The 20849-nt window shown below is 68.5% G+C and carries 16 protein-coding genes; 8 read left to right on the top strand and 8 right to left on the bottom strand.

Annotated elements, in window-relative coordinates; translation table 11 throughout:
• Window positions 1-3: 3 nt before the first annotated feature.
• Together ABFX46_RS24385 and ABFX46_RS24380 are read left to right on the top strand one after the other, a co-directional pair.
• Window positions 4-249, top strand: a complete 246-nt coding sequence (locus tag ABFX46_RS24385) for a hypothetical protein (RefSeq protein WP_346045485.1) — start codon at window positions 4-6, stop codon at window positions 247-249.
• A 147-nt stretch (window positions 250-396) separates the two neighbouring features.
• On the top strand, window positions 397-1116 hold the full coding sequence (locus ABFX46_RS24380) for a hypothetical protein (RefSeq protein ID WP_346045483.1): 720 nt from the start codon (window positions 397-399) through the stop codon (window positions 1114-1116).
• Window positions 1117-1122: 6 nt separating this feature from the next.
• On the opposite strand, the gene ABFX46_RS24375 is transcribed toward ABFX46_RS24380, so the two are convergent.
• The 6 genes from ABFX46_RS24375 to ABFX46_RS24350 form a co-directional block, all read right to left on the bottom strand.
• Window positions 1123-3492: a serine/threonine-protein kinase gene (locus tag ABFX46_RS24375; RefSeq protein WP_346045481.1), complete on the bottom strand. Its 2370-nt coding sequence runs from the start codon at window positions 3490-3492 to the stop codon at window positions 1123-1125.
• Window positions 3493-3580: 88 nt separating this feature from the next.
• Window positions 3581-3754, bottom strand: coding sequence for a WD40 repeat domain-containing protein (locus ABFX46_RS24370; RefSeq protein ID WP_346045479.1), 174 nt, complete (start codon window positions 3752-3754; stop codon window positions 3581-3583).
• 168 nt (window positions 3755-3922) lie between these two features.
• Window positions 3923-5005 carry a methyltransferase domain-containing protein gene (locus ABFX46_RS24365; RefSeq protein ID WP_346045477.1) on the bottom strand — a complete coding sequence of 361 codons (1083 nt, stop codon included), beginning with the start codon at window positions 5003-5005 and terminating at the stop codon, window positions 3923-3925.
• The gene (locus ABFX46_RS24360; RefSeq protein ID WP_346045475.1) at window positions 5002-5172 is read right to left on the bottom strand and encodes a hypothetical protein; all 171 of its coding nucleotides are present in this window, start codon (window positions 5170-5172) and stop codon (window positions 5002-5004) included. Before ABFX46_RS24360 ends, ABFX46_RS24365 begins: the two co-directional genes overlap by 4 nt.
• A gap of 188 nt (window positions 5173-5360) precedes the next feature.
• A complete protein-coding gene (locus ABFX46_RS24355; RefSeq protein ID WP_346045473.1) occupies window positions 5361-5666 on the bottom strand; it encodes a hypothetical protein in 306 nt (101 codons plus the stop codon).
• 64 nt (window positions 5667-5730) lie between these two features.
• Complete coding sequence (locus ABFX46_RS24350) at window positions 5731-6102, bottom strand: ATP-binding protein (RefSeq protein WP_346045471.1); 372 nt, start codon at window positions 6100-6102, stop codon at window positions 5731-5733.
• Between the two features lie 157 nt (window positions 6103-6259).
• Here ABFX46_RS24350 and ABFX46_RS24345 point away from each other — a divergent pair, with 157 nt between their 5' ends.
• Together ABFX46_RS24345 and ABFX46_RS24340 are read left to right on the top strand one after the other, a co-directional pair.
• Window positions 6260-7075, top strand: a complete 816-nt coding sequence (locus ABFX46_RS24345) for a helix-turn-helix domain-containing protein (RefSeq protein ID WP_346045469.1) — start codon at window positions 6260-6262, stop codon at window positions 7073-7075.
• Window positions 7072-7266 (top strand): DUF397 domain-containing protein, encoded by a 195-nt coding sequence (locus tag ABFX46_RS24340; protein WP_346045467.1) that lies wholly within the window; start codon window positions 7072-7074, stop codon window positions 7264-7266. The genes ABFX46_RS24345 and ABFX46_RS24340 overlap by 4 nt, the downstream gene beginning before the upstream one ends.
• Before the next feature lie 19 nt (window positions 7267-7285).
• Here the strand turns inward: ABFX46_RS24340 and ABFX46_RS24335 are convergent, their stop codons facing one another.
• A complete protein-coding gene (locus ABFX46_RS24335; RefSeq protein WP_346045465.1) occupies window positions 7286-8077 on the bottom strand; it encodes a class I SAM-dependent methyltransferase in 792 nt (263 codons plus the stop codon).
• Window positions 8074-9003, bottom strand: coding sequence for an alpha/beta hydrolase (locus tag ABFX46_RS24330; protein WP_346045463.1), 930 nt, complete (start codon window positions 9001-9003; stop codon window positions 8074-8076). The genes ABFX46_RS24335 and ABFX46_RS24330 overlap by 4 nt, the downstream gene beginning before the upstream one ends.
• 96 nt (window positions 9004-9099) lie before the next feature.
• Here ABFX46_RS24330 and ABFX46_RS24325 point away from each other — a divergent pair, with 96 nt between their 5' ends.
• The 4 genes from ABFX46_RS24325 to ABFX46_RS24310 all read left to right on the top strand — a co-directional run bounded on the left by ABFX46_RS24325 (window position 9100) and on the right by ABFX46_RS24310 (window position 20813).
• Complete coding sequence (locus ABFX46_RS24325; RefSeq protein ID WP_346045462.1) at window positions 9100-10125, top strand: helix-turn-helix domain-containing protein; 1026 nt, start codon at window positions 9100-9102, stop codon at window positions 10123-10125.
• Between the two features lie 138 nt (window positions 10126-10263).
• Window positions 10264-10539 (top strand): hypothetical protein, encoded by a 276-nt coding sequence (locus ABFX46_RS24320; RefSeq protein WP_346045460.1) that lies wholly within the window; start codon window positions 10264-10266, stop codon window positions 10537-10539.
• A 43-nt stretch (window positions 10540-10582) separates the two neighbouring features.
• On the top strand, window positions 10583-14194 hold the full coding sequence (locus ABFX46_RS24315; protein ID WP_346045458.1) for a LamG domain-containing protein: 3612 nt from the start codon (window positions 10583-10585) through the stop codon (window positions 14192-14194).
• Between the two features lie 139 nt (window positions 14195-14333).
• Entirely contained in the window at window positions 14334-20813 is a 6480-nt protein-coding gene (locus ABFX46_RS24310) for an RHS repeat-associated core domain-containing protein (protein ID WP_346045457.1), read from the top strand.
• The last annotated feature ends 36 nt before the right edge of the window (window positions 20814-20849 follow it).

Raw genomic sequence — 20849 nt, 5'->3', positions numbered from 1 at the left:
ACCATGGACCACGATGAAACGCCACCGGTGGAGATCCTCTTCTCGGCCGACGTGAAGGCCGACGAGCTCCACTTCAACACCGCCCCCGAGAACTCGGTGGTGTTCACCGGCGACGCCGCCGTGGAGTCCACGTCCGGAAGCACCCGAACCAACCTCCCGGACGAGGTAGAAGAACACGTCACCTACCGCGACGTCCGAATCCACTACACGATCGAAGCCAAACTGCCACCCCCTCCGGGCCCAATTTAGGCAGTTCCCAAACACGGGTTTTCATTCGGCGCATAGCCCGCCTGTGGCCGAACTGGAACGCCTCATTGTGGACAGATCCGCACATATTGCCCCGAATTCGTCCGAGCGATCGCGGATCCCCGGTTCATACGGGTATTCTCCTCGCGCGTGAGTGAAGAAGCGCCTCAGGAGCCCACGCCTTCTCCGGACGACCGGACCCCGCCCCGCTCGGACCCGCAGGTCGAAGCCGCGCACATCAGCGGAAAGGCCGCGGTCCGCGCCGCCATGGTCACCGGTGTTCTGGGTGTGGCGGGCGTACTCGTGACGACCCTGCTCACCGGAGTACTCCAATACAGCGGCCCGGGTGCGAAGCCCGAGCCGACGGTGACGGTCACCCGGACGATCGAGGCCGGGGCCGCCTCTCCCGCTCCGGCGACCGCGTCACCGCAGGCCGAAATGTCACCGGCATGGCCGGGCGAACCCGCCGGCAGCATTTTCACCACGGGAAACCCCGCCTTGCAACCGGCCTCAGACGGCAACCTCGATTACGAGGAGAACGATCTGACGGCCCACATGTACGCGACCTCCGAGTACGATGTCGAGGCCGGCGACGATGGTCTGGGCGCCATCAACGGAGCGGCTTTCGCACCCGCACCCGGACGATCGAAACCGACGTTGAAGGCGTGCAGGAGCATCGCCGAAGGAGCATGGGTCGCCTCCATCGACGTCGAACGGTTCAATGCGCCGTCCACGTTCTGTGTCCGGTCCCAGGAACAGCGTCTCGGCTACCTCACGACCCGGGGAGTCAGGTACTGGTCCGAGAAAAAGGGTAACGTGAGGGAACTGTCCTTCACCTTCGTCCTGTGGAAGAAGCCGGGCGACAGGTAAGGGCCATCACGCGGCGTCGGCGAGTTCCGGGACGGACTCCAAGGCGGTGAGCAGGTCCGCGGCATGCTGGAAGCGCTCGTCGGGCTCGCGGCGCAGGCATGTGTGAAGCACCTGCCGGAATTCTGGGGAGCACGGGAGCCCTGACACGTCGATGTCCGCTGTCAGGAGTTTCTGCAGGACGTCCATCGCGTTGTCGGCCTCGATGGGAGGGGCGCCGGTCAGCGCGAACACCATCGTCGCGCCGAAGGCGTAGATGTCCCCGCGGTGGTCGAGCGGCTTGCCCTCGACCTGCTCGGGGGCCATGTACAGCGGCGTGCCGACCATGCTGCCGGCGCCGGTGATGTCGGCCGCCTGGGGATGCCGCGCGATGCCCAGATCGATGATCTTGGGCTCGTCCCGCTCCGGCAGCATCACGTTCCCCGGCTTCATATCGAGCCGGAAGACGTTCTGGTGTTCCAGGTAGACCAGCGCGTGAGCGAGTTTGGCACCGATGTGCGCGACCTCGTCCGCCTGCAGCGGCCCTTCTGCGACGAGATCGCTCAGAGTCGGCCCGTTGACGAACTCCATGATGATCGCCATTTGGTCGCGGCGTTCGATCGCATCGAAGTACCGGACGATGTTCGGGTGGTCGAGCGCGGCGAGAATCTTGATCTCGCGCCGGAAACGCGCGGACAGGGAATCATCACTGATGAGCGCCTGGAGCATTTTCACCGCGACCGGACGGCCCAGCACCTCGTCGTGTCCGAGCCACACCCGGCTCATACCGCCCGCACCGATGACCCGTTGCAGCCGGTACCGCCCTATGACGATCTGGGATCGCTCCGTCGGCGGGTTCGCCGGCATACCGAGCGCAGCCCGCTCGCTCTGGCTGCCGCGGGCGAAATCGAGCAGCGCCCGCTTCACACCGGAAGCGAGCTGGTAAACGGCCTCCTGCGCGGCGGGAACGTCGCCGATCAGGGTCACATCACCGTCCCCCGCGCGCCGCAGGGTCTCCAGCACCCCGTGATCGGCCAGGTGGCGGAGGAGTTGCTCGACCGAGCGCGGCGACGCCCGGAGCAGCGGATCGAGTTCCCCGGCGTTCCCGTCCTCGGCGAAGAGGTCGGCGGTCCGGAACGGTTCGCCTTCGCTGCGCAGCACCCAGTCGATGACGTAGTACGCGCTCAGCCGGCGCCGATCCTCGTCGATCGGAACGGGAAAGAGCCCGGCCCCCGAAGCGTTCTCCAGATGCTTGCGGAGAATGTCCTCCAAGCGGGCGTAGAACCTGATGCGCTCGGTATCCCGGTCCATGACCTGCAGCAGTGGGCTGCCGTCCTCCCAGACCACGAACTGGTGGAATTCCTGAAGCAGCCGCCGCGGCATGCCCCTGGCCTTGAAGCTCAGGTAATCGCAGAAGAAGCCGAGTTCGTCGTCCTGCTCGCCTGGAGGCTCAGCCAGCAGCCCGTCCACGAAACCATGGACGGCGTCCCAGACGCACGGCACGTACATCCGCCAGCCGAACACGCTCTCATAGACGCTGTTGCCGCGCGCGGCGTCCCTGATGACCTGGTCGTGCAGGTCGGGCCCCGCCACGACGATGAAGTGGATGCCCGGCATGGTCAGCACGTTCTTGATGCCGCCGAGGAGTTTCTCGACGGCGGCCAGGCTCGACTCGCCGTCGGTGAGTTTATCCGCCTCGTCCAGGACGACGGCCAGCCGCAGTTGAGTCCCCGGCACCCTCGGCCAGGGCCAGAGCCGCCGCAACAGCCCCCGAGCCTCGGACGGGACGACCCCCTCCCGGTCGATAAGGGTCACGATCCGCATCAGATCGTGCTCGACATCGGTCTCGGAATACGCGAGGAACTGCGCCTCATGCGCCAGGGAACGGGTTCGCTTGGCCGTGAGACTGACCTTCGGCACGACCGTCTTGAGCGCCGACCCGCCGCCCGCGTCGGCGACCGCACCGCGCTCCAGCGCGTCCGAAACGGTCTGCTTGAACGACAGCGAGGTCCGCATGTAGGCCAGCACCAGCGACTGCTGCGTCTCGGTCGGCAGCCGCGCCAGCAGCCCTTCGTCGTTCAGGCTCTCGAAAATGCGTCGGACCAGGGCGAACAGGAGCCGGTCGGTGTCGGTCGAACGCGCGATGTTGAGCACGACCGGCACGACCAGCTCCCCGCGATCACCGTTGCCGACCAGCGCGTCGAGGGCCCGCAGCACGGTGGTGGACTTCCCGGCACCGCGAAACCCGCTGATCAGAAAGGTGCCGCCCCGCGAATAGGCGATGCGGTCCCGCAACTCCGCCGCCAGTTGCTCGTTCCCCAGGGAGGGGATCGCGTCCACACCGTCCCGCAGCGGCTCGTGCACGTAACGGAATGACCTTTTCAGCGGCAGACTCAGCACGCGGGCCCCCTCGCACACGAATACCCCCGCAGTTTACCGGCGACCCACCGGAATAATCAGCCCGCGCAGTTCTTTCAGTGACATCTCCTCATCGCCCCGCCCGACCACACCACTTCGCGCCGTGATGACCGAGTTGCGACTCTTGGGGTATGGGGGACAGGCGTACTGTTCCGTCTTCGCCGGTGCTGGCCAGGAGAGTGCCGTCCGTGCTGTAGGCGATCTTGTTGCCTGCTCCGGAATGGCCTTCCAGAACGGCGATCATCACACCAGGATCACGTGCATTCGGCCGCCGTGCGGGCGCGGATGACCATTTGCGAGCACGAGGGGGTCCCGGCGCTGCGGCTGATCAAGGCGGTCGCCGCCCCGCAGCAGTGGGTCCGAGGATCTGCCCCGGCCTGGGTGGCCGGGGCAGATTGCGGGGCTTGGCGGGTTAGTGGATGGGGTTGGTTGGGGTGTCCAGCCAGATTGTTTGAGTGTCGGGTGTGATGGTGATTCCGAAGCGGGTGATGTCTGGGCGTCCCCATCTGAGCCATTGCAGGTAGGCGGCTTCGGTCTCGTCCCATAGGGAGCGGTCGCCTGCCTGCTGGACCTCGTAGTCGGGTTGGCCGGGTTCGTAGTCGACGGAGGCCCATGCGCCTTCGTGGGATTCGCGGTCCAGGACCCACAGGGTCGCCTCGTCGCCCTCGGTGTAGAACCTGGAGACCACGCCTGGTACCAGGGTTGCGATGGTGAGGTCGATGCTCACTGGGCCGTAGGGGAGTGAGCGGGGGTCTAGCCGGGTGCGGTTCACCCGGACGTCCCTCTTGGCGGCTTGTGTCCATGACCGGGCTGGTCCGTGGGCCGGGCGTTGAGCGCGCAGCATCATGTAGTCGGCCGATGCGGTGAACTTGCCAACGGCCGTGCCGTCGTTGAGTACGTCGAGGCGGAGGACGGCGCCGTAGCCGAACCCTGCTGAGAACGGGGTCACGATCACGCCGCCCGGTCGCGTCTGCTCCACCCATGCGTACGGGACGCGTGGCACCGCGCACGTTGCGTGGATCCGGTCGTAGGGGGCGCCTTCGCCCCATCCGTACGTGCCGTCGCCGACGATGACGCGGGGTTCGTAGCCGGCCGCATTGAGACGCTCGGCGGCCTTGGCCGAGAGCTTTGCATCGACCTCGATCGTGGTGACGTTGTCGGCGCCTACGCGGGCGGACAGCAGTGCCGCCGTCCATCCCGCTCCCGTGCCGATGTCCAGGACGCGATGGCCGTCGAAGGGGTCGAGTTGCTCCAGGAACTCGATCACCATCTTCGGCATGGACAGTGATGAGCTGGCCACTCCCTCGCCCTCGGTCCGGCCGTCTTCGAACTGGGTCACCAGGGGCTGGTCGAGCGCCACGATCTCGTCCCACTGGTCGGGGTCGGTGTTGCGGTCGAGTCGTGCCCAAGGGCCGGGCCCCAGGTCCGCCCACACCACGTCAGGTGTGAACGAACGCCGGGGCACCGAGCCGATGATCTGCTGCCAGTTGGTCACTTACCTTTCCCGTCGGTGGGGTTGCCGTTGGTCTTGTCCCCGCTCCCACGGGATCCGCCCTGCGGCTTGTTCCCGTCGGTGCTGGTCTTGCCGTCGCTGTTGTCCTTGCCGTGCTTGCCCATCGTCATCTTCTCCTTCGTTGTGTTGTTGCGGCTGGTGAACCGCACTGGAACCTCCGGACGGACGGGCATGTGCCGCGCTCGGAACGCCGTCCGTCCGGAGGGGTCTGGGTGCCGGGGTCGCCCCCGGGATGCCGCTGGTGAACTCCAGGGCTGTGGCCAGGGCGGCGGCTGTGTTCGGCCTCATCGGCGCAGCTTCCGGAGCAGTCGCGCTGTCTCTGCGAACTCGCCGTCCATCAGGGACGGGCCCCGAGGTGAGCCCCGAGGGCACGAGCGATCGTCTCGGCGGTCTGCGTGGGGGAGTCGGCCGCGCCGATCGTTTCGCCGGTGGGAGCCCAGGTGAACATCCAGGTGCCGTGGATGAAGTCGGCGCCGATCTCGGTGAATTTGCCGGGTGATTCGGTGTTGATCACGTAGAGAGCGGGTGTGCCGCCGCGCTGGACGAGGCCGCATGACATGCCGCCGTGCTTGCGTACGGCCTCATCGAGGGCGGTCAGGAACGGGTGTCGTCCGCTCGTGGTCGTCAGGTTGTCAATGGCCATCTTCGTGCTACCTCCCGTCGAGGGGCGTGCCTGGACTGCGGACGTGCTTGTGGGATCGAAGTCCTTAGGGGTGCATGCGCGCCCAGATCCACTTGCCGCCGGCCGGGTCGGCGGTGACGCCGCACTTGGCGGACATGGCCTGGACGATGTGCAGGCCCCAGCCGCCGTTGTCGTCGAACGCCTCCTCGGACAGGTCGAGGTCGTCGAGGGTGAGTTCCTTCAGCGGCTTGGCCGCAGGGAGTTCGTGGTCGGCGTCCCAGACGGCGATGATGATCCCGAAGGCGTCCCGGCTGAGCTGGAGACGGATCTCCTCGTCCGGCGTCTGGCGGACCGCGTTCGTGACGAGTTCCGAAACGATGAGTAGCGCACTGTCGAGAATGTGCGAGTAGTTCCATTTGCGGATTTGTGTGTCCGTGAAGGTGCGTGCTTGCGCCACTGCGGAAGGTGTCCCCATAAGGGGCATAACCGGCTCTGCGGTCGCCGTCATCGCCATCGTCCCGTCCTTGCCCGAGATTCCGATTTCCTGTGACAAGGATCAGTGCAGCGTTCTACCGTTTGCCTGTACAGCCAAAAAAACCAAACAGGAGTGTGCGATGCCGATCGTCCGGGAACCCCTCGAGCCCAAGATCTCCATGTACCACTTCTTGGCCTTCTACCTGCGGTTTCTCCGCGAGAAGGCCGGGCTGTCCCTGACTCAGGTCGGACAGATCATTGGTGTGGCGCGCTCGTCTGTTTGCAACATGGAAGCGGGCAGGCAGCGGCCGCAGGAGCAGCACCTCGCAAAGCTCGACGCCAAATATGGCACAGGTAGGCTTTTGCAGCTTCTACTCTGGTTTGCCCGAATGATGCACGATCCGGACTGGGGGCGTCAGCTTCTGAAGTACGAGGAGCAGGCGAACGCTATGAGGAGCTACCACGGCCATACATTCCCGAGGCAGTTCCAGACTGAGGAGTACATTCGTGCCCTTGTCCGCGCTGGGTCGTTTGGGGATCCCGAGGCTGAGATAGCCGAGCGCATCGAACGACAGCGCAGGCTGCTCGACCGGGAGCGGCCCCCCTTCTCCATGGTGATCATGGATGAGGGCGTGCTCAACTGCTGCGTTGGTGGAGCCGACGTCATGAGGGCGCAGCTGCTGCACCTCCGCGCGATGATGGACCTTCCGAACGTCATGATCCGGTTCATCCAGCCGTCATCGGGTCCGCACGAGGGATTCGATGGCCCGTTTCAGATCATCAGCCTGGAAGGGCGGGACGTTGCCTATGCGGGCGCCCAGAACGGCGGACGGCTGGTTGAGGCGCCGGGCGAAGTGAGAGAGTTTTGGACTACCTTCGATCGCATAGGTGCGAAGGCACTACCCCTCGATGCCTCTCGCGCCCTCATCGAGCAGTACTTGGAGAAGTACACATGAAGATTCAGTGGAGGAAGAGTTCCCACAGCGGCGGCGTGAACGACCAGCATTGCGTTGAGCTGGGACGACTTGTGCCGGGGGTCGGGATCGGGGTGCGGGACAGCAAGGATCCGGATGCGGGGCACCTCACCTTGTCCGTTGCGCAGTTTGCCGACCTGGTCGAGCAGATCACGCGGCGTCCGTGCCGCTGATCGTCCCATCCGGCTGGGGCTAGTCCTGGCCTGCGGTGGGTGGGGTGGGCTTGGTTGCTGTGATGAGCCTGGTGGGGAAGAACGGCGCGCCGCACCACATGCGCCAGCCGAGGTTGTGCCGTTGGACGTCGGTCAGGCCGAGCTCGTGCAAGCGGGCGCGGTGACGGTTCGTGTGCAGCAGGTCGGCGATGGCGAGTCGGCCGCCGGGGCGGAGGACGCGGACGGCCTCGTCGACGGCGGCCTGCCGTCCTTCCGCGGACGGGATGTTGTGCACGGCCCAGTTGCTGATGACCAGGTCGAAGGTCGCGTCGGCGAACGGCAGCAGCGTCATGTCACCGGTCTTCACCTCGGTCCGGTCGGCGACGCCTTCGAGTTCGGCGTTGCGGCGGGCGGCGTCCGGGCTGTTGCCGCTCTGGTCGGCGCGCCACAGGTCGATGCCGACCGCGCGTCCGCGGGGGAGCAGCTTGGCGGCCGTCGTGAGCAGGGCGCCGCGTCCGCAGCCGAGGTCCAGGACGCGCTCGTCGCCGCGCAGCCGCAGGTCGCCGAGGACGCGGGCCCACACTTCGAACTTGCCGACGCGGGACGTCCGCAGGTACGAGCCGACGAACAGCACGAAGGCGAGCGCTAACAGGCCGAACGCCACGGCTGTGATGGCGGCGCCGGTCACTGCGCCGCGGACGGCCAGCCCGACCAGCACGATGCCGATCAGGGCGAGGATGACGGCGTGCCCGCGCGGGGGGATCACGCGGAAGTCTCCGTCGATGCCGTAGTCGCCCCGGCGGCGGCTCAGGTCCGGGCGGACGTCGCTCATCGGTCGCCCCCCTCGGCCAGGGCGCGGCGCAGGACGGCGCCGAGTTCGGCGATCTGCCGCTGCGACACGTCGGCGGACAGGATCGCGTGCGAGCCGTGGAACGTCCCCGGCCACTGGTGCAGTTCGACCGTGACGCCCGCTTGCAGCAGGCGCAGCGCGTAGTCGATGTCCTCGTCGCGGAGCGGGTCGAACTCGGCGGCGGACACGTACGCCGGCGGCAGGCCGGACAGGTCGTCGGCGCGGGCGGGAGCGGCGTACGGGGTCGCGGGAGCGTCCCCCAGATAGTGCCGCCACACCGTGGTGAGGCTGTCGCGGTCCTGCCAGGGCGTGTCGGTGAAGTTGCGTTGCGACCACGTCTCCTGCCGGTCGTCCAGCGCGGGCTGGTTGAGCAACTGGAAGCGGATCGGCGGGCCCTGCTCGTCGCGCGCCCTCAACGCCGCTCCGGCCGCGAGGTTCCCGCCGGCACTGTGTCCGCCGACCGCGATCCGGTCCACGGTGAGGCCGAGGTCGGTCGCGTGCTCGGCCGTCCACTCCAGGACGGCGTAGACGTCGTCGAGCGCGGCCGGGAACCGGTGTTCGGGGGCCTGGCGGTAGTCCACCGAGATCACGACCGCGCCGGACGCTCCGGCGAGGCGGGTGGCGGTCGGGTGCTCGGTGTCCAGGTCGCCGACGACCCATCCGCCGCCGCGCAGCCAGACGATGGCGCCGTGGGCGCGGCTCGGGCGGTAGATCCGCACCGGGACGTCCGGGTCGGCGGGCACCGTGCGGTCCTCGACCTCCATGCCCTCGGTGCCCGGGGCCGCCGCCGCGATGATCTCGCTCGGTGCCGCGGCGGCCGCCTCGGCGAGGCGCTTGCGCGCGGTGACCGGGTCGGTCAGGTCGGCCTTCGGGATGAACGGGAGGAACGCGTCGAGTTCGGGATCCATGACGTCCATCCTCGCGACGGCGGGCGCCGGGATCATCCGCCGTCCGTCGCGCATTCGGGCCGGGTCGCGCGACGATCGTGGCCTTATCCTTCGGGCATGGAGGCTCTGGCCGTCCGGCTGTCGGGACTGGACTCGTACGCCGAGGGCGCGATCCGCGTCGTCGCCTTCTACGACACGCTGATGCGCCGGCGGGTGGACCTCCCGGCGCTCGCGCGGGCGTCGGCGGGCCTGGCCGAGTGCACGGCCGGCATCCGGATCCATGGGACGGGGCAGGTCGTCCGTGCCGCGTCCGGCGGCACGGCGCTGCCCGGCGCGCCTGCGGCCGCGTCCAGCACGGTGCCGATCGTCCTCGACGAGGAAGAGGTCGGCGCGGTGTGGCTGGAGCGCCCCGGCCCGCCCGTCCCGCTGGACGAGGTGCTATTGGACCGGCTTGCCATCGCCGCCGCGGCCGTCCTCGAACGCTACGGGCCCGCCCGCACCACCATGGCCGACCCCGCCCTGGTCGAGTTGGCGATCAGCGCCGACGGCGACCAGGCGGCCAGGGCTCGCGCGCTGCGCCTGCTGGGCTTCGCCGCCTCCGCGCCGCTCTGCGTGGCGGCGGTTCGGTCAGCGCGGCCCCTCGACCAGATCGCCGGGTTGGTGTGCCCGTCCCGTCCGGTCAAGTCGGCGCCGCTCGACGGCGTGGGCGTCATCATGGCCGCCGCCATCGACCCGTCCGGCTTCCCGCCGGACGTGCGCGCGGGCATCGGCGGCGGGAGCGCCGACCAGGCTTGGCACCAGGCCCTCATCGCCCTTCGCTTCACGGCACCGCGGCGGCCCGTCGTCCACCATGACGAGCTGGGCGCGACGGCGCTGCTCGCCCAGATCCCGGTGGACGCCATGCGCGACAACGCCGACGTCGCCGCGATCGCCGCCCTGTCGCCCGAGGATCTGGAGACCCTGGACGTCTACTGCACCACCGGGTCCCTGCGCCGCGCCGCCGACGTCCTCCACCGGCACCACAGCAGCGTCGCCCGCCGCCTCGACCAGATCGGCGGAACCCTCGCCGCCGACCTGACGACCCCCGCCGGCCTGACCCGCGCCCGCCTCGCCCTGACCGCCTGGCACCTGCTGAACAACTGAGAACCGCCTCCCCATGAAACATTTCGGGCCAGCTTCGTCCGCATCGGCGCAAAGGCCCACGGCGGATGCTCTGCGTGCTCTGGTCGAGCAGTACTGGAGCAGTGGACATGAGCGCCCAATGGCGGAAGAGGAGTTGCAGTGGCGGCACTGCCGACCATTAGTGCGTTGAGCTGGGACGTCTTTCGTTCGGGGATCGGGATTCGCGACGGCAAGGACCCGGACGGGGATAGGCCCGCCTTGTCGCTCGCCCTAGCTTTGACGTTCTGCTACCTCGACCGTGTCGACGTGCCCGTCTCCCGCGCCGGAGTACTCGGCGACGTTCGAGAAGATGTGCCGGACTACATGATTCTCTGTGATATAGATCACAAAATCAAGATCATTCGTGCTCTTTACGGGGCCTGGACGGCCGTTTAACTTAAGGGAGATTTTATTCCTCCTTTATGCCTCTGGGGTATTAATGGGCCGTCGTGCCGCCATTGCTGTGCGTCGTCGCGCTTCCGGTTTCAAACCGCTGCTATTGCGGCGTCCGGCCGGGTTGGCGGGTGCTTTCGCGGTACTGACGGCCGCGGCATTGCTGCAGATTCCGGGCTTGGCCGCGGCGCTGCCGGCGCACGCCGAGGAGCAGGCGCCGAGGCCCGCCGTGACCGAGGAGCAGGCGCTCAAGGCGGCACGGGAGTCGGGGGCACCGGTGGAGGTGCTGGCCGGCCGGGGTGAGAGTCGCACCGTGCGGGCGCTGCCGAACGGTCGGATGGAGGTCGAGCAGCACATCAGGCCGATCCGTGCCCGCCAGGGCGGGGGATGGGCCGACATCGACACCGGCCTGCGTCGCTCAGGGGCGGATGTGGTGCCGGCGGCGACCACGGTCGGGCTGAGGTTCTCCGGTGGCGGCAGCGGCCCGATGGTGCGGATGACGCGGGCCGGGCGGACGTTGGCGCTGACGTGGCCGACGCCGCTACCCGAACCCGTCCTCGACGGGGACACCGCCACTTACAGAGGCGTGCTGGGCGCGGACATCGACCTGCAGTTGCGGGCCGAAGCGGACGGGTTCGCGCACACGCTGGTGGTGAAGACGGCCGAGGCCGCCAAGGATCCGCGGTTGGCGCGGCTCGCGCTGTCACTGTCGGCGCCGGGCCTGTCGGTGACGCAGGAGCCGGCCAGCGGGGTGCTGACGGCCAAGACGTCCGCGGGGACGGCGGTGTTCGATGCGCCGTCGCCGATGATGTGGGACTCAACCAAGGCGTCGGCCGGCGACCGGAGGTCGGCGACGTCGACCACTCCGCAAGGGTCGGCCGCGGACCAAGACCAGGGCCCGGCGGAGGGAGCCAAGACCGCGCCGATCAAGGTGACCGCTACCGACGGCACGCTCACGCTGACCCCCGACCGAGGGCTGCTGACCGCGGCGGACACCCGGTTTCCGGTGTACATCGACCCGGTGTGGGGCGCCCACAGGGCGTCGGCCTGGGGGATGGTGTCGTCGGGATATCCAGACCAGTCGTATTACAAGTTCAACGGCAAGTCGACCGAGGGCGTCGGGCGCTGTGAGGTGGCCAAGGACGGCAACTGCGTGAAGAACCAGACCAAGCGGTTGTTCTACAGGGTGACCTTGCCGTCGCTGAAGGGCCGGTATGTCCAGGCGGTGGAGTTCACCGCGTACGAGACCAGTGCCTACAACTGCAAGAACGCCACCTCGGTGCAGCTGTGGCGCACGGCGAAGTTGCAGACGTCTGCGACCTGGAGCAACACCAACAAGTCATCGGTGTGGGGAGAGCGCCTGGCCTCGCGGGACGTGGCGTACTGCTCGAGGGCGCCGGTGGAGTTCGGCGGGTCGCTGCTGCGCTCTCACGTGCAGTCGGCCCTGGACAAGGGGTACGGCACCATCACCTTCGGGTTGAAGGCCTACAGCGAGTCGACGATGGACTGGTGGAAGCGGTTCGCCGACGACGCCTACCTGTCGATCCAGTACAACAACCCGCCCTACACCCCCAATTACAAGTCGATGACCACCAAGCCGGGCGGGGTGTGCGCACCGAAGAGCGACCCGGTCGTCATCAACAGGGTGCCCACCCTGTCGGGCTACTTCTGGGATCCCGATGACGAGGACGAGAACAAGGTCCAGCCCGAGTTCGCCTCGAACTGGGACGCCGGTGACGGGAAGGGCTTCGTCCAGCGGTGGTCGTCGGGGCTGATCGCACCGGCGGCCAAATCGGGGACGCAGCGCAGCACCACGATGCCGGACACGATCCCGCAGCGGACGCTCATCGGCTGGCACGCGCGGGCCTACGACGGGGAGCAGTACAGCCCCTGGTCGTCGGCAGGGGCGGCACCGGCCTGCTACTTCATCTACGACCCGGCCAAGCCGGCTCCGACCATCACCTCCACCGACTATCCCGACGACGACCAGTGGCACGGCGGTGTGGGGCAGGAAGGGCTGTTCACCATCACCGACCCCGAGGGGGTCGCCGACCGGTACGACGTCAGGCTCAACCAGGTGCCGATCATGTCGGTGGCCACCACCGGCGGTGCGGCGCGGACGATCCGGCTCGCCCCGAACCAGTACGGACCAAACTCCGTGACCGTGGTGGCGTTCGGTCCCTCGGGGCAGAACTCCGCGGCCGCGAGCATCAACTTCCTGGCCGATGAGGGCGCTCCGGCCAAGGCCCACTTCACGCTGGACGAGGCGGCCGGCTCCACGACCGCGGCGGCGCAGACGCGCGCCGGTGAACCGGCGATCACCGCGAGCCTGCAGGGCGGTGCGAGCTTCGGGCAGCAGGGGCAGCTCGAGACGGCCCTGACCTTGGACGGCACAGGCCACGCCTCTACCAGCACGCCGATCGTCGATACCAGCAGAAGCTTCGCCGTGTCCGCCTGGGTCCGTCTTGGAGATCCCGGCGGGCGCACCCGCACCGTGCTCAGCCAGGACGGAACGAGCAAGAGCGGGTTCTACCTCAAGTACGAGCCCGCAACCCAGAAGTGGGTGTTGTCCAAGGTCGAGTCCGACTCCACCGAGGAGGGGGCGTATCAGGCGTACTCCCCGCACCAGGCGGAGCTGGATACCTGGACCCATCTGGTCGGGGTGTACGACGACACCACCAAGAAGCTGCAGATCTATGTCAACGGCGACGCCGGGACGCAGAGCCCGCAGGTGCCGGCGGCATGGAACGCCACGGGCGGGTTCCAGATCGGGCGCAGCCTGTGGTGGGGCCAGCCGGCCGACCACTGGCCGGGCCAGGTCGACGATGTCCGGGTCTACGACCGGATCCTCTCCGCCGCGGAGATCTCCGGGTTGTATCAGCAGGCCCCGGTCCTGAAGGCCCGGTGGAGACTCAACGCGGCGGCCGGAGGCGTCAGCCCCGGCGAGGCCAAGGACGGTGGGGCCGCGTCTCCGCTGAAGCTGCGCAACGGCGCGGCGATCTCGGCCGACGCCGGCTTCGGGGGCCCCTTCGTATCACCTGCGGGGCTGCAGCTGAACGATGTGCTCGGCGCCTACGCCGAGGCCGACCCGGCCGCCACGGCGGGCGGCGATGCGCTGCTCTCCACCGATGAGAGCTTCACCCTCACCGGCTGGGTGCAGAACCTGCAGCGCCCGCAAAGCGCGGCCACGGTGTTCTCACTGCCGGGAAGCCAGACCAACGCGTTCGCTTTGCGGTACCTCCCGGACGCCGCCGAGCCGGCCGACCTCGGTGCGTGGCAGTTGGAGATGAACAATGCCGACCTCCCGGCCGGCGACGCGTCCAAACCGCAGCGGCTGACGAGCAACTCCGCTTATACCGAAGACGACTGGGACCATCTGGCGATCGTCTACGACGCGACGAACCGGACGATGAGCCTGTACATCAACGGCTCCACCGTCAACGGGACGGATGGCGACTCGGCAGCGGGCGACGTGCGCCCCTTCAAGGCCGCGGGCGGTTTGCAGGTCGGCCGGAACTCATTCGGCGGCAACGGCGCGGGAACCGATTTCTGGCCCGCCGCCTTGGACGACGTCTGGCTGTACCGGGGCGTCCTGAGTCCCACCCAGATCGCCCAGCTCGGACAAGCGATCGAACTCGACACCGACGACGGACCCTAGGACACCGCACCCATGCGCGGCGGACGCCTCCGCCCCCCTCGGAGGTGTCCGCCGCCAATTCCGCCGATCCAGCGATTCGACGATTCGCGCCCCGAGTCCCGGGGCCCGGGCAGCCGCGCGTGGGCGCAGGAGGAATGCCGTGAGAACAGGCCGCAAGACCCTGGTGCTGTCCCGTCCCCGGACGGCACGTGTCGTCGCCGCGGTCATCGCGGTGAACTTCGCCGGAGCGCTGCTGTCCAGCCCGCCCGCGCTCGCGGACCCGCCCGGCTCTCACCGCCCCGCCGTCGAAGACCACGAGGATCCGGTCAAGGGCCACGACCTGAAGGTCGAGCCCTGGAAGAAGCCGGCCTTGAAGCCGGGCCCCGCCGCCCGGTCCGCATGGCCCGAGCCCGGAACCAGCGATCTGTCCCTGCCCGGGGCGTCCGAGGAAGGCGTGCGCGCCGGTGCGCTGCCGGTGCGGGTGCTGCCCGCCGAGAAGCCGACCGCGCGCAGCGGGGTGGTGGCCGCGAAGAAGGTGAGGGTGTCGGTGCTCGACCGGGCCGCCGCCTCAAGGGCCGGAGTGGACGGGCTGGCGTTCACCGTGGCCCGCACCGACGAACCCCGGGCCGGCCAGGTCGGCATCGAACTGGACTACGGGAAGTTCGCGCAGGCGTTCGGCGGCGCCTACGGGTCACGGCTGCGGCTGTACCAGATGCCCGCATGCGCGCTCAGCACCCCGGAGAAGGCGCAATGCCGCCTGGCCGCACCGCTGGAGGCCGTCAACGACACCGCCGGGCAGACGCTCACGGCTCAGGTGATCGCGGCTCCCGCCCAGCCGAAGGCCGCTTCGGCCGGGGTCACGTCCGCGGCCGCGCCGTCGGCGGGGACGCTGCTGGTCGCGGCGGCCGGATCCTCCGGTCCGCAAGGCGACTACAAGGCGACCTCGCTGGAGGCGTCGGCGACCTGGAAGGCCGGGGGGAACGGCGGCGACTTCACCTGGTCCTATCCGATGCGGGTGCCGCCCGTGCCCGGCGACCTGGCTCCGAGCCTGTCCATCGACTACTCCTCGGGAAGCGTGGACGGCAGGACCGCCAACACCAACGGACAGCCGTCCTGGGTGGGTGAGGGCTTCGATCTGTGGCCGGGTTACATCGAGCGGCGCTACAAGTCGTGCGAGGACGACGGCGTGCCCAAGGACGAGTGGGGGAACTCGCCGGCCGATCAGTGCTGGGGGTACGACAACGCGACCTTCGCGTGGAACGGCAAGGGCGGCGAACTGATCCAGTCCGGTAACCGCGAATGGCGGATGAAGGACGACGACGGCACCAAGTTCGAGAAGCTCACCAGTTCGGCCACCGGCAACGGCGACAACGACGGCGAGTACTGGAAGGTCACCACGACCGACGGCGTCCAGTACTTCTTCGGCCTCAACCGTGTGCCCGGCTGGGCGTCCGGCAAGCCCGAGACCGACTCCACCTGGACCACCCCCGTCTACGGCGACGACGAAGGCGAAGGCGACAACGAGGACGAACCCTGCCACAAATCGACGTTCGCCGACTCGTGGTGCCAGCAGGCCTACCGGTGGAACCTGGACTACGTCGTCGACCCCGCCGGCAACGCCATCGTCTACAGCTACGCCAAAGAGACCAACCACTACGGCCGCAACCTCAAACCCGCGGACGAGACCCCGTACGTACGCGGCGGCTACCTGAAGACGATCTCCTACGGCCTGCGCAAGGACGCGCTGTTCGCCAAAGCGCCGGCGCAGGTGGACTTCACCACCTCCGAACGCTGCATCCCCACCGACACCTTCGACTGCGACCCATCCAAGATCGGCGACAACCCGGACAAGTGGTGGGACGTCCCCTGGGACCTGCACTGCGATTCCGGCCAGGAATGCGAGGACACCCACGGCACGGTGGCGCCGACGTTCTGGTCCCGTAAGCGCCTCACCAAGGTCACCACGCAGATCCTCAAGCCGGACGCGTCGGGATACCGGCCGGTGGACTCCTGGGCGCTCACCCACGACTGGGGCCTGGCCGACATCGAACGCGACCTGCTGCTGATCGGCATCCAGCACACCGGCCACGCCGCCGACGGCTCGTACGTCACGCTGCCGAAGGTGACCTTCACCCCGGTGCAGTTGCCGAACCGGCTGGACCGGACCGGCGACGACATCCTGCGCTACGTCCGCTACCGAGTCGGCACCATCCAAGACGAGTCCGGCGGGCAGATCGACATCGACTACTCCAACCCCGAATCGAACTGCACGCTGTCGGATCCGCCGACCCCCGAGACCAACACCACCCGCTGCATGCCGGTGATCTGGACACCGCCCGGCAAGGAAGATCCGATCACCGACTGGTTCCACAAGTACGTGGTGAACAGCGTGATGGTGTCCGACCGCACCGGCGGCTCACCGGAAATGGTCACCAAATACCAGTACCTGGGCGGCGCCGCCTGGCACTACGACGACGATGACGGGCTGACCAAGCCGAAGAACAAGACCTGGTCGCAATGGCGCGGCTACGGCCAGGTCCGCACCCTCACCGGAGACTACGCCGACCCCGCCGCCCAGACCGACACGTTCTACCTGCGGGGAATGGACGGCGACCGAAAGAACAAGGACGGCGGCAAGAAGTCGGTCACCGTCTCGGACGGCGAGGGCGGCACGCATACCGACCACGACGCCTTCGCCGGATTCACCCTCAAGACCGTCGCCTACGACAAGCCCGGCGGCGCCGTCCACTCCAAGACCGTCAACACCCCCTGGAAGGCGCAGACGGCGTCGCGGACCCGGTCGTGGGGCACCACCACGGCAAACGCCACCGGCACCGCGACCACCAGGACCTGGACCGCCGCGGACGGCGGCGGCTGGACCCAGACCAGAACCGACACCACCTACCAGGCCTCCGGGCCCGGCGTCGGCCGTACGACCATGGTCAACGACTCCGGCGATGTCACCACAAGCGCTGACGACAAGTGCACGCGCACCAACTACGCCGACAACACCGATGCATGGATGGTGAACTTCCCCTCGCGCGTCGAGACCGTCGCGGTCGACTGCGCCACTACGCCCGACCGCTCCACCCAGGTCGTGTCCGATGCACGCACCTACTACGACGGCGGCGGGTTCGACGCGGCCCCGACGGTCGGGAACGTCACCAAGCTCGACAAGATCGCCTCCCACGACGGCACGACCGCGACGTACGCGACCCAGGCGGAGAACCGCTACGACTCCTACGGACGGCTCACGCGGACCACCGACGCCGCCGGCCACCCCACCACCACCGCCTACACCGACACCCGGGGACTCACCACCCAGGTCACCACGACCGGGCCGCCCGCCGAGCCCGGGAATTCCTCAACGTCGCTGATCGGCACCAAGCAACTCGACCCGGCTTGGGGCCTGCCGGTCACTGAACTGGACGTGTCCAACAACGACCTGCGCACCGACCTGGCCTATGACCCCCTCGGCCGACTGCGGAAGGTGTGGCTGCCCGACCGGTCGAAGGCGACGGACGATCCCACCTACGAGTACTCCTACCAAGTCGCCGACGGGCAGATCGTCGCGATCACCTCCAAGACCCTGGACGCCGGCGGCAGGCAGAAACTCGCACAGATCGAACTGCTCGACGGCCTGCTGCGCACCCGGCAGGTCCAGGTTCCCGGCCCGGACGGCCGGCTGATCTCCGACACGTTCTATGACGACCGCGGCCAGGTCACCACGACCTACGCGCCTTACACCGCGACCGGGGCGCCCGAGGCCTCGCTGTTCGGGGTCTACGATCCCGGCCAGATCGAGACCCAGTCCCACACCGAGTACGACGGGCTGGGCCGCAAGACGGTCGAACGGCTGACGACCGAGAACGGCGAGCAGCCCGAAAGCGAACTGTGGCGCACCACCTACGACTACGGCGGCGGAAACCGGGTCTCGGTCACCCCGCCCGCCGGCGGAATCGCGACCGCCCAGGTCACCGATGCGCGCGGCCAGGTCGTCGAACGCCGCCAGTACAAGGCCGCCACCCCGACCGGGGACTACGCCGCCACCCGCTACGCCTACACCCCGTCCGGGGAGATCGCCTCGGTCACCGACCCGTCCGGTAACACCTTCACCACCGCCTACGACCTCCGCGGCCGCAAGGTCCGCACCACCGACCCCGACAAGGGCACCACCACCTTCACGTACAACGACCTGGACCAGGTCACCTCGACCACTGACGCCCGCGGCAAGAAGGTCTTCCTGGACTATGACGGGCAAGGCCGCAAGACCGCCGTCCACGAGGGGACGGCCGGTGGCCCGGTCCTGGCCTCCTGGGACTACGACACCGCCATCCGCGGGAAGGGCAAACTCGCCTCGGCGACCCGCCACACGGCGGACGGCGACTACACCACCGGCGTCTACAAGTACGACACCCTGGGGCGCCCGGCGACCACCACCCTCGCAGTCCCCGCCTCCCAAGGCCCACTCGCGGGCACCTACGGCTTCTCCACCAGCTATAACGCCGACGGAACCGTCAAGGGCCAGACCAGGCCCGCGGTCGGAGGACTGCCCACCGAGAGCATCGTCCACACGTACGACACCTGGCAGCGCCCCGTCGGACTGACCGGCAAGGCCACCTATGTCAACACCGCCCAGTACACCCCGACCGGAAAGCTCGCCCTCGTCGAGTACGGGACGGACCCGGGCAAACAAGCCTGGCAGACCTTCACGTACGAGAAGGGCACCCAGCGGCTGGGCAGCGCCCGCACCTACCGGGCGGGCATCGACGGTGCCGACCGGAACGCCGCCTACCACTACACCGACGCCGGAACCATCACCTCCATCACCGACGCCTCCCGCGACGGCGTCGACAACCAGTGCTTCACCTACGACCACCTGCAACGGCTCACCCAAGCCTGGACCCAGGGCACCGCCGGCCCCTGTGCCGCCGAACCCACCGGCTCGGTGATCGGCGGGCCGGCACCCTACTGGCATTCCTTCACCTACGACACCGCCGGCAACCGCAAGAGCCAGACCCTCCACGGCATGGGCGGCGAGGCCGACACCACGCGCACCTACACCTACGCCGACGCCGGTGAGGGCAACCGCCTCACCGCCATGACCCAGACCGGCGGGGACGGCGACCGCACCGACACCTACGCCTACGACGCCACGGGCAACACCACCACCCGCGCCATCGGCGCGGGCCAGGTCCAGACCCTCGACTGGAACACCGAAGGCCAACTCGCCAAGGTCACGGAGAACGGCGCCACCACCGGTTACGTCTACGACGCCGACGGCAACCGCCTCCTCCGCAAGGACGCCGCCGGCACCACGCTCTACATGCCCGACGGCACCGAACTGCGCGCCCTGAACGGCGCCGCCACCGCCACCGGGACCCGCTACTACGCCTTCGCCGGCCAGACCGTCGCGATGCGCACCTCCGACGGCACCGTCACCTATCTGACCGCCGACGCGCAGGGCACCGCCCAGGTCGCGATCAACGCCGCCACCCAGGCGACCACCGTCCGCCGCCTCGACCCGTTCGGCAACATCCGGGGTCTCGACGAGGACGCCACCTGGCCCAACGACAAGGGCTTCGTCGGCGGCACCCAGGACCCCACCGGCCTCACCCACCTCGGAGCCCGCGAATACGATCCGGGCACAGGCCGCTTCGTCTCCGTCGACCTGCTCATGGACCAGGCCGATCCCCAGCAGATGAACGGCTACACCTACGCGAACAACAGCCCTGTCACCAATAGCGACCCCCGTGGAACCATGCACGTGGGTCCCGGCGGTGCTCCCAGCTCCAAGAACCGGGGGAACACCACCATCTGCGATGCCCTTCCGGTCCTGTGCCAACTCCTGAATCCGCCCATGCCGAAGGTGCCGAACTCCGTCAAGAGGAACCTCGGGTCCATCGGCTGCGGAATCTTCTACCGCTGCGGCGGCGGCAGCCGCGGCGGCGGGTACTCCAACAGCAGTCGGGGCAGGCGAATCGTTTCAGCGCCGGCGGCACGTCCGCGCCAGCCCTACCAGCTCCCGACTTTCGCGGGTGAGTTTCTCGCCGGAATCAATCCCCTGCAGTTTACTAATCTCGGTTACCGGGCCGGTGGTGCGCTTGTCATCGAGCAAAGCTCCAATGGCATGCTGAAACTGCTTGAGGAACTCCTGGGGAGGCAGGCGTTCCGCGGCGAGGCCCTTCTGCTCGCGATGCTCAACAATGCGGTGGGCGGAGGCGGCATGGAACGGCACCTCTACCTGCAGCACTCCTCCGCCACCAACATTGCCGACATTCGCTCGTCCACGCGCGCGATACGCCACTTGCGTGCGGTCGGAAAGGTGGCCGGGCCGGTGGGTGTGCTGCTCACCGCCTGGGACGCCAAGGAGTACCAGCAGGGCCTGGACGCCGACCGGACGGACCTCTCCAATGACCAGAAGACGGCACGGGCCGTGACGCGGGGCGGCGGCGCCGCAGCCGCCGGCCTCGCGGGCGCTGAAGCCGGCGCTTACATAGGTGCGGCCATCGGCACTCCCTTCGGAGGCGTGGGAGGCGGTGTCGGCCTGGTGATCGGCGGCGTCATCGGCGGCGTGGCCGGGGCGGCCCTGGGCAGTGGTGCGGCAGGCGCGTTCAACCGTCGCTTCCTCGGCGGGTGACGCCGTTGCCGCAGTGGGGGCAGTACCCTCTGAAAT

It is taken from the genome of Actinomadura chokoriensis, assembly GCF_039529475.1.
Lineage (GTDB): Bacteria > Actinomycetota > Actinomycetes > Streptosporangiales > Streptosporangiaceae > Spirillospora > Spirillospora bangladeshensis.
This window is presented reverse-complemented; position numbering and strand designations above follow the sequence as displayed.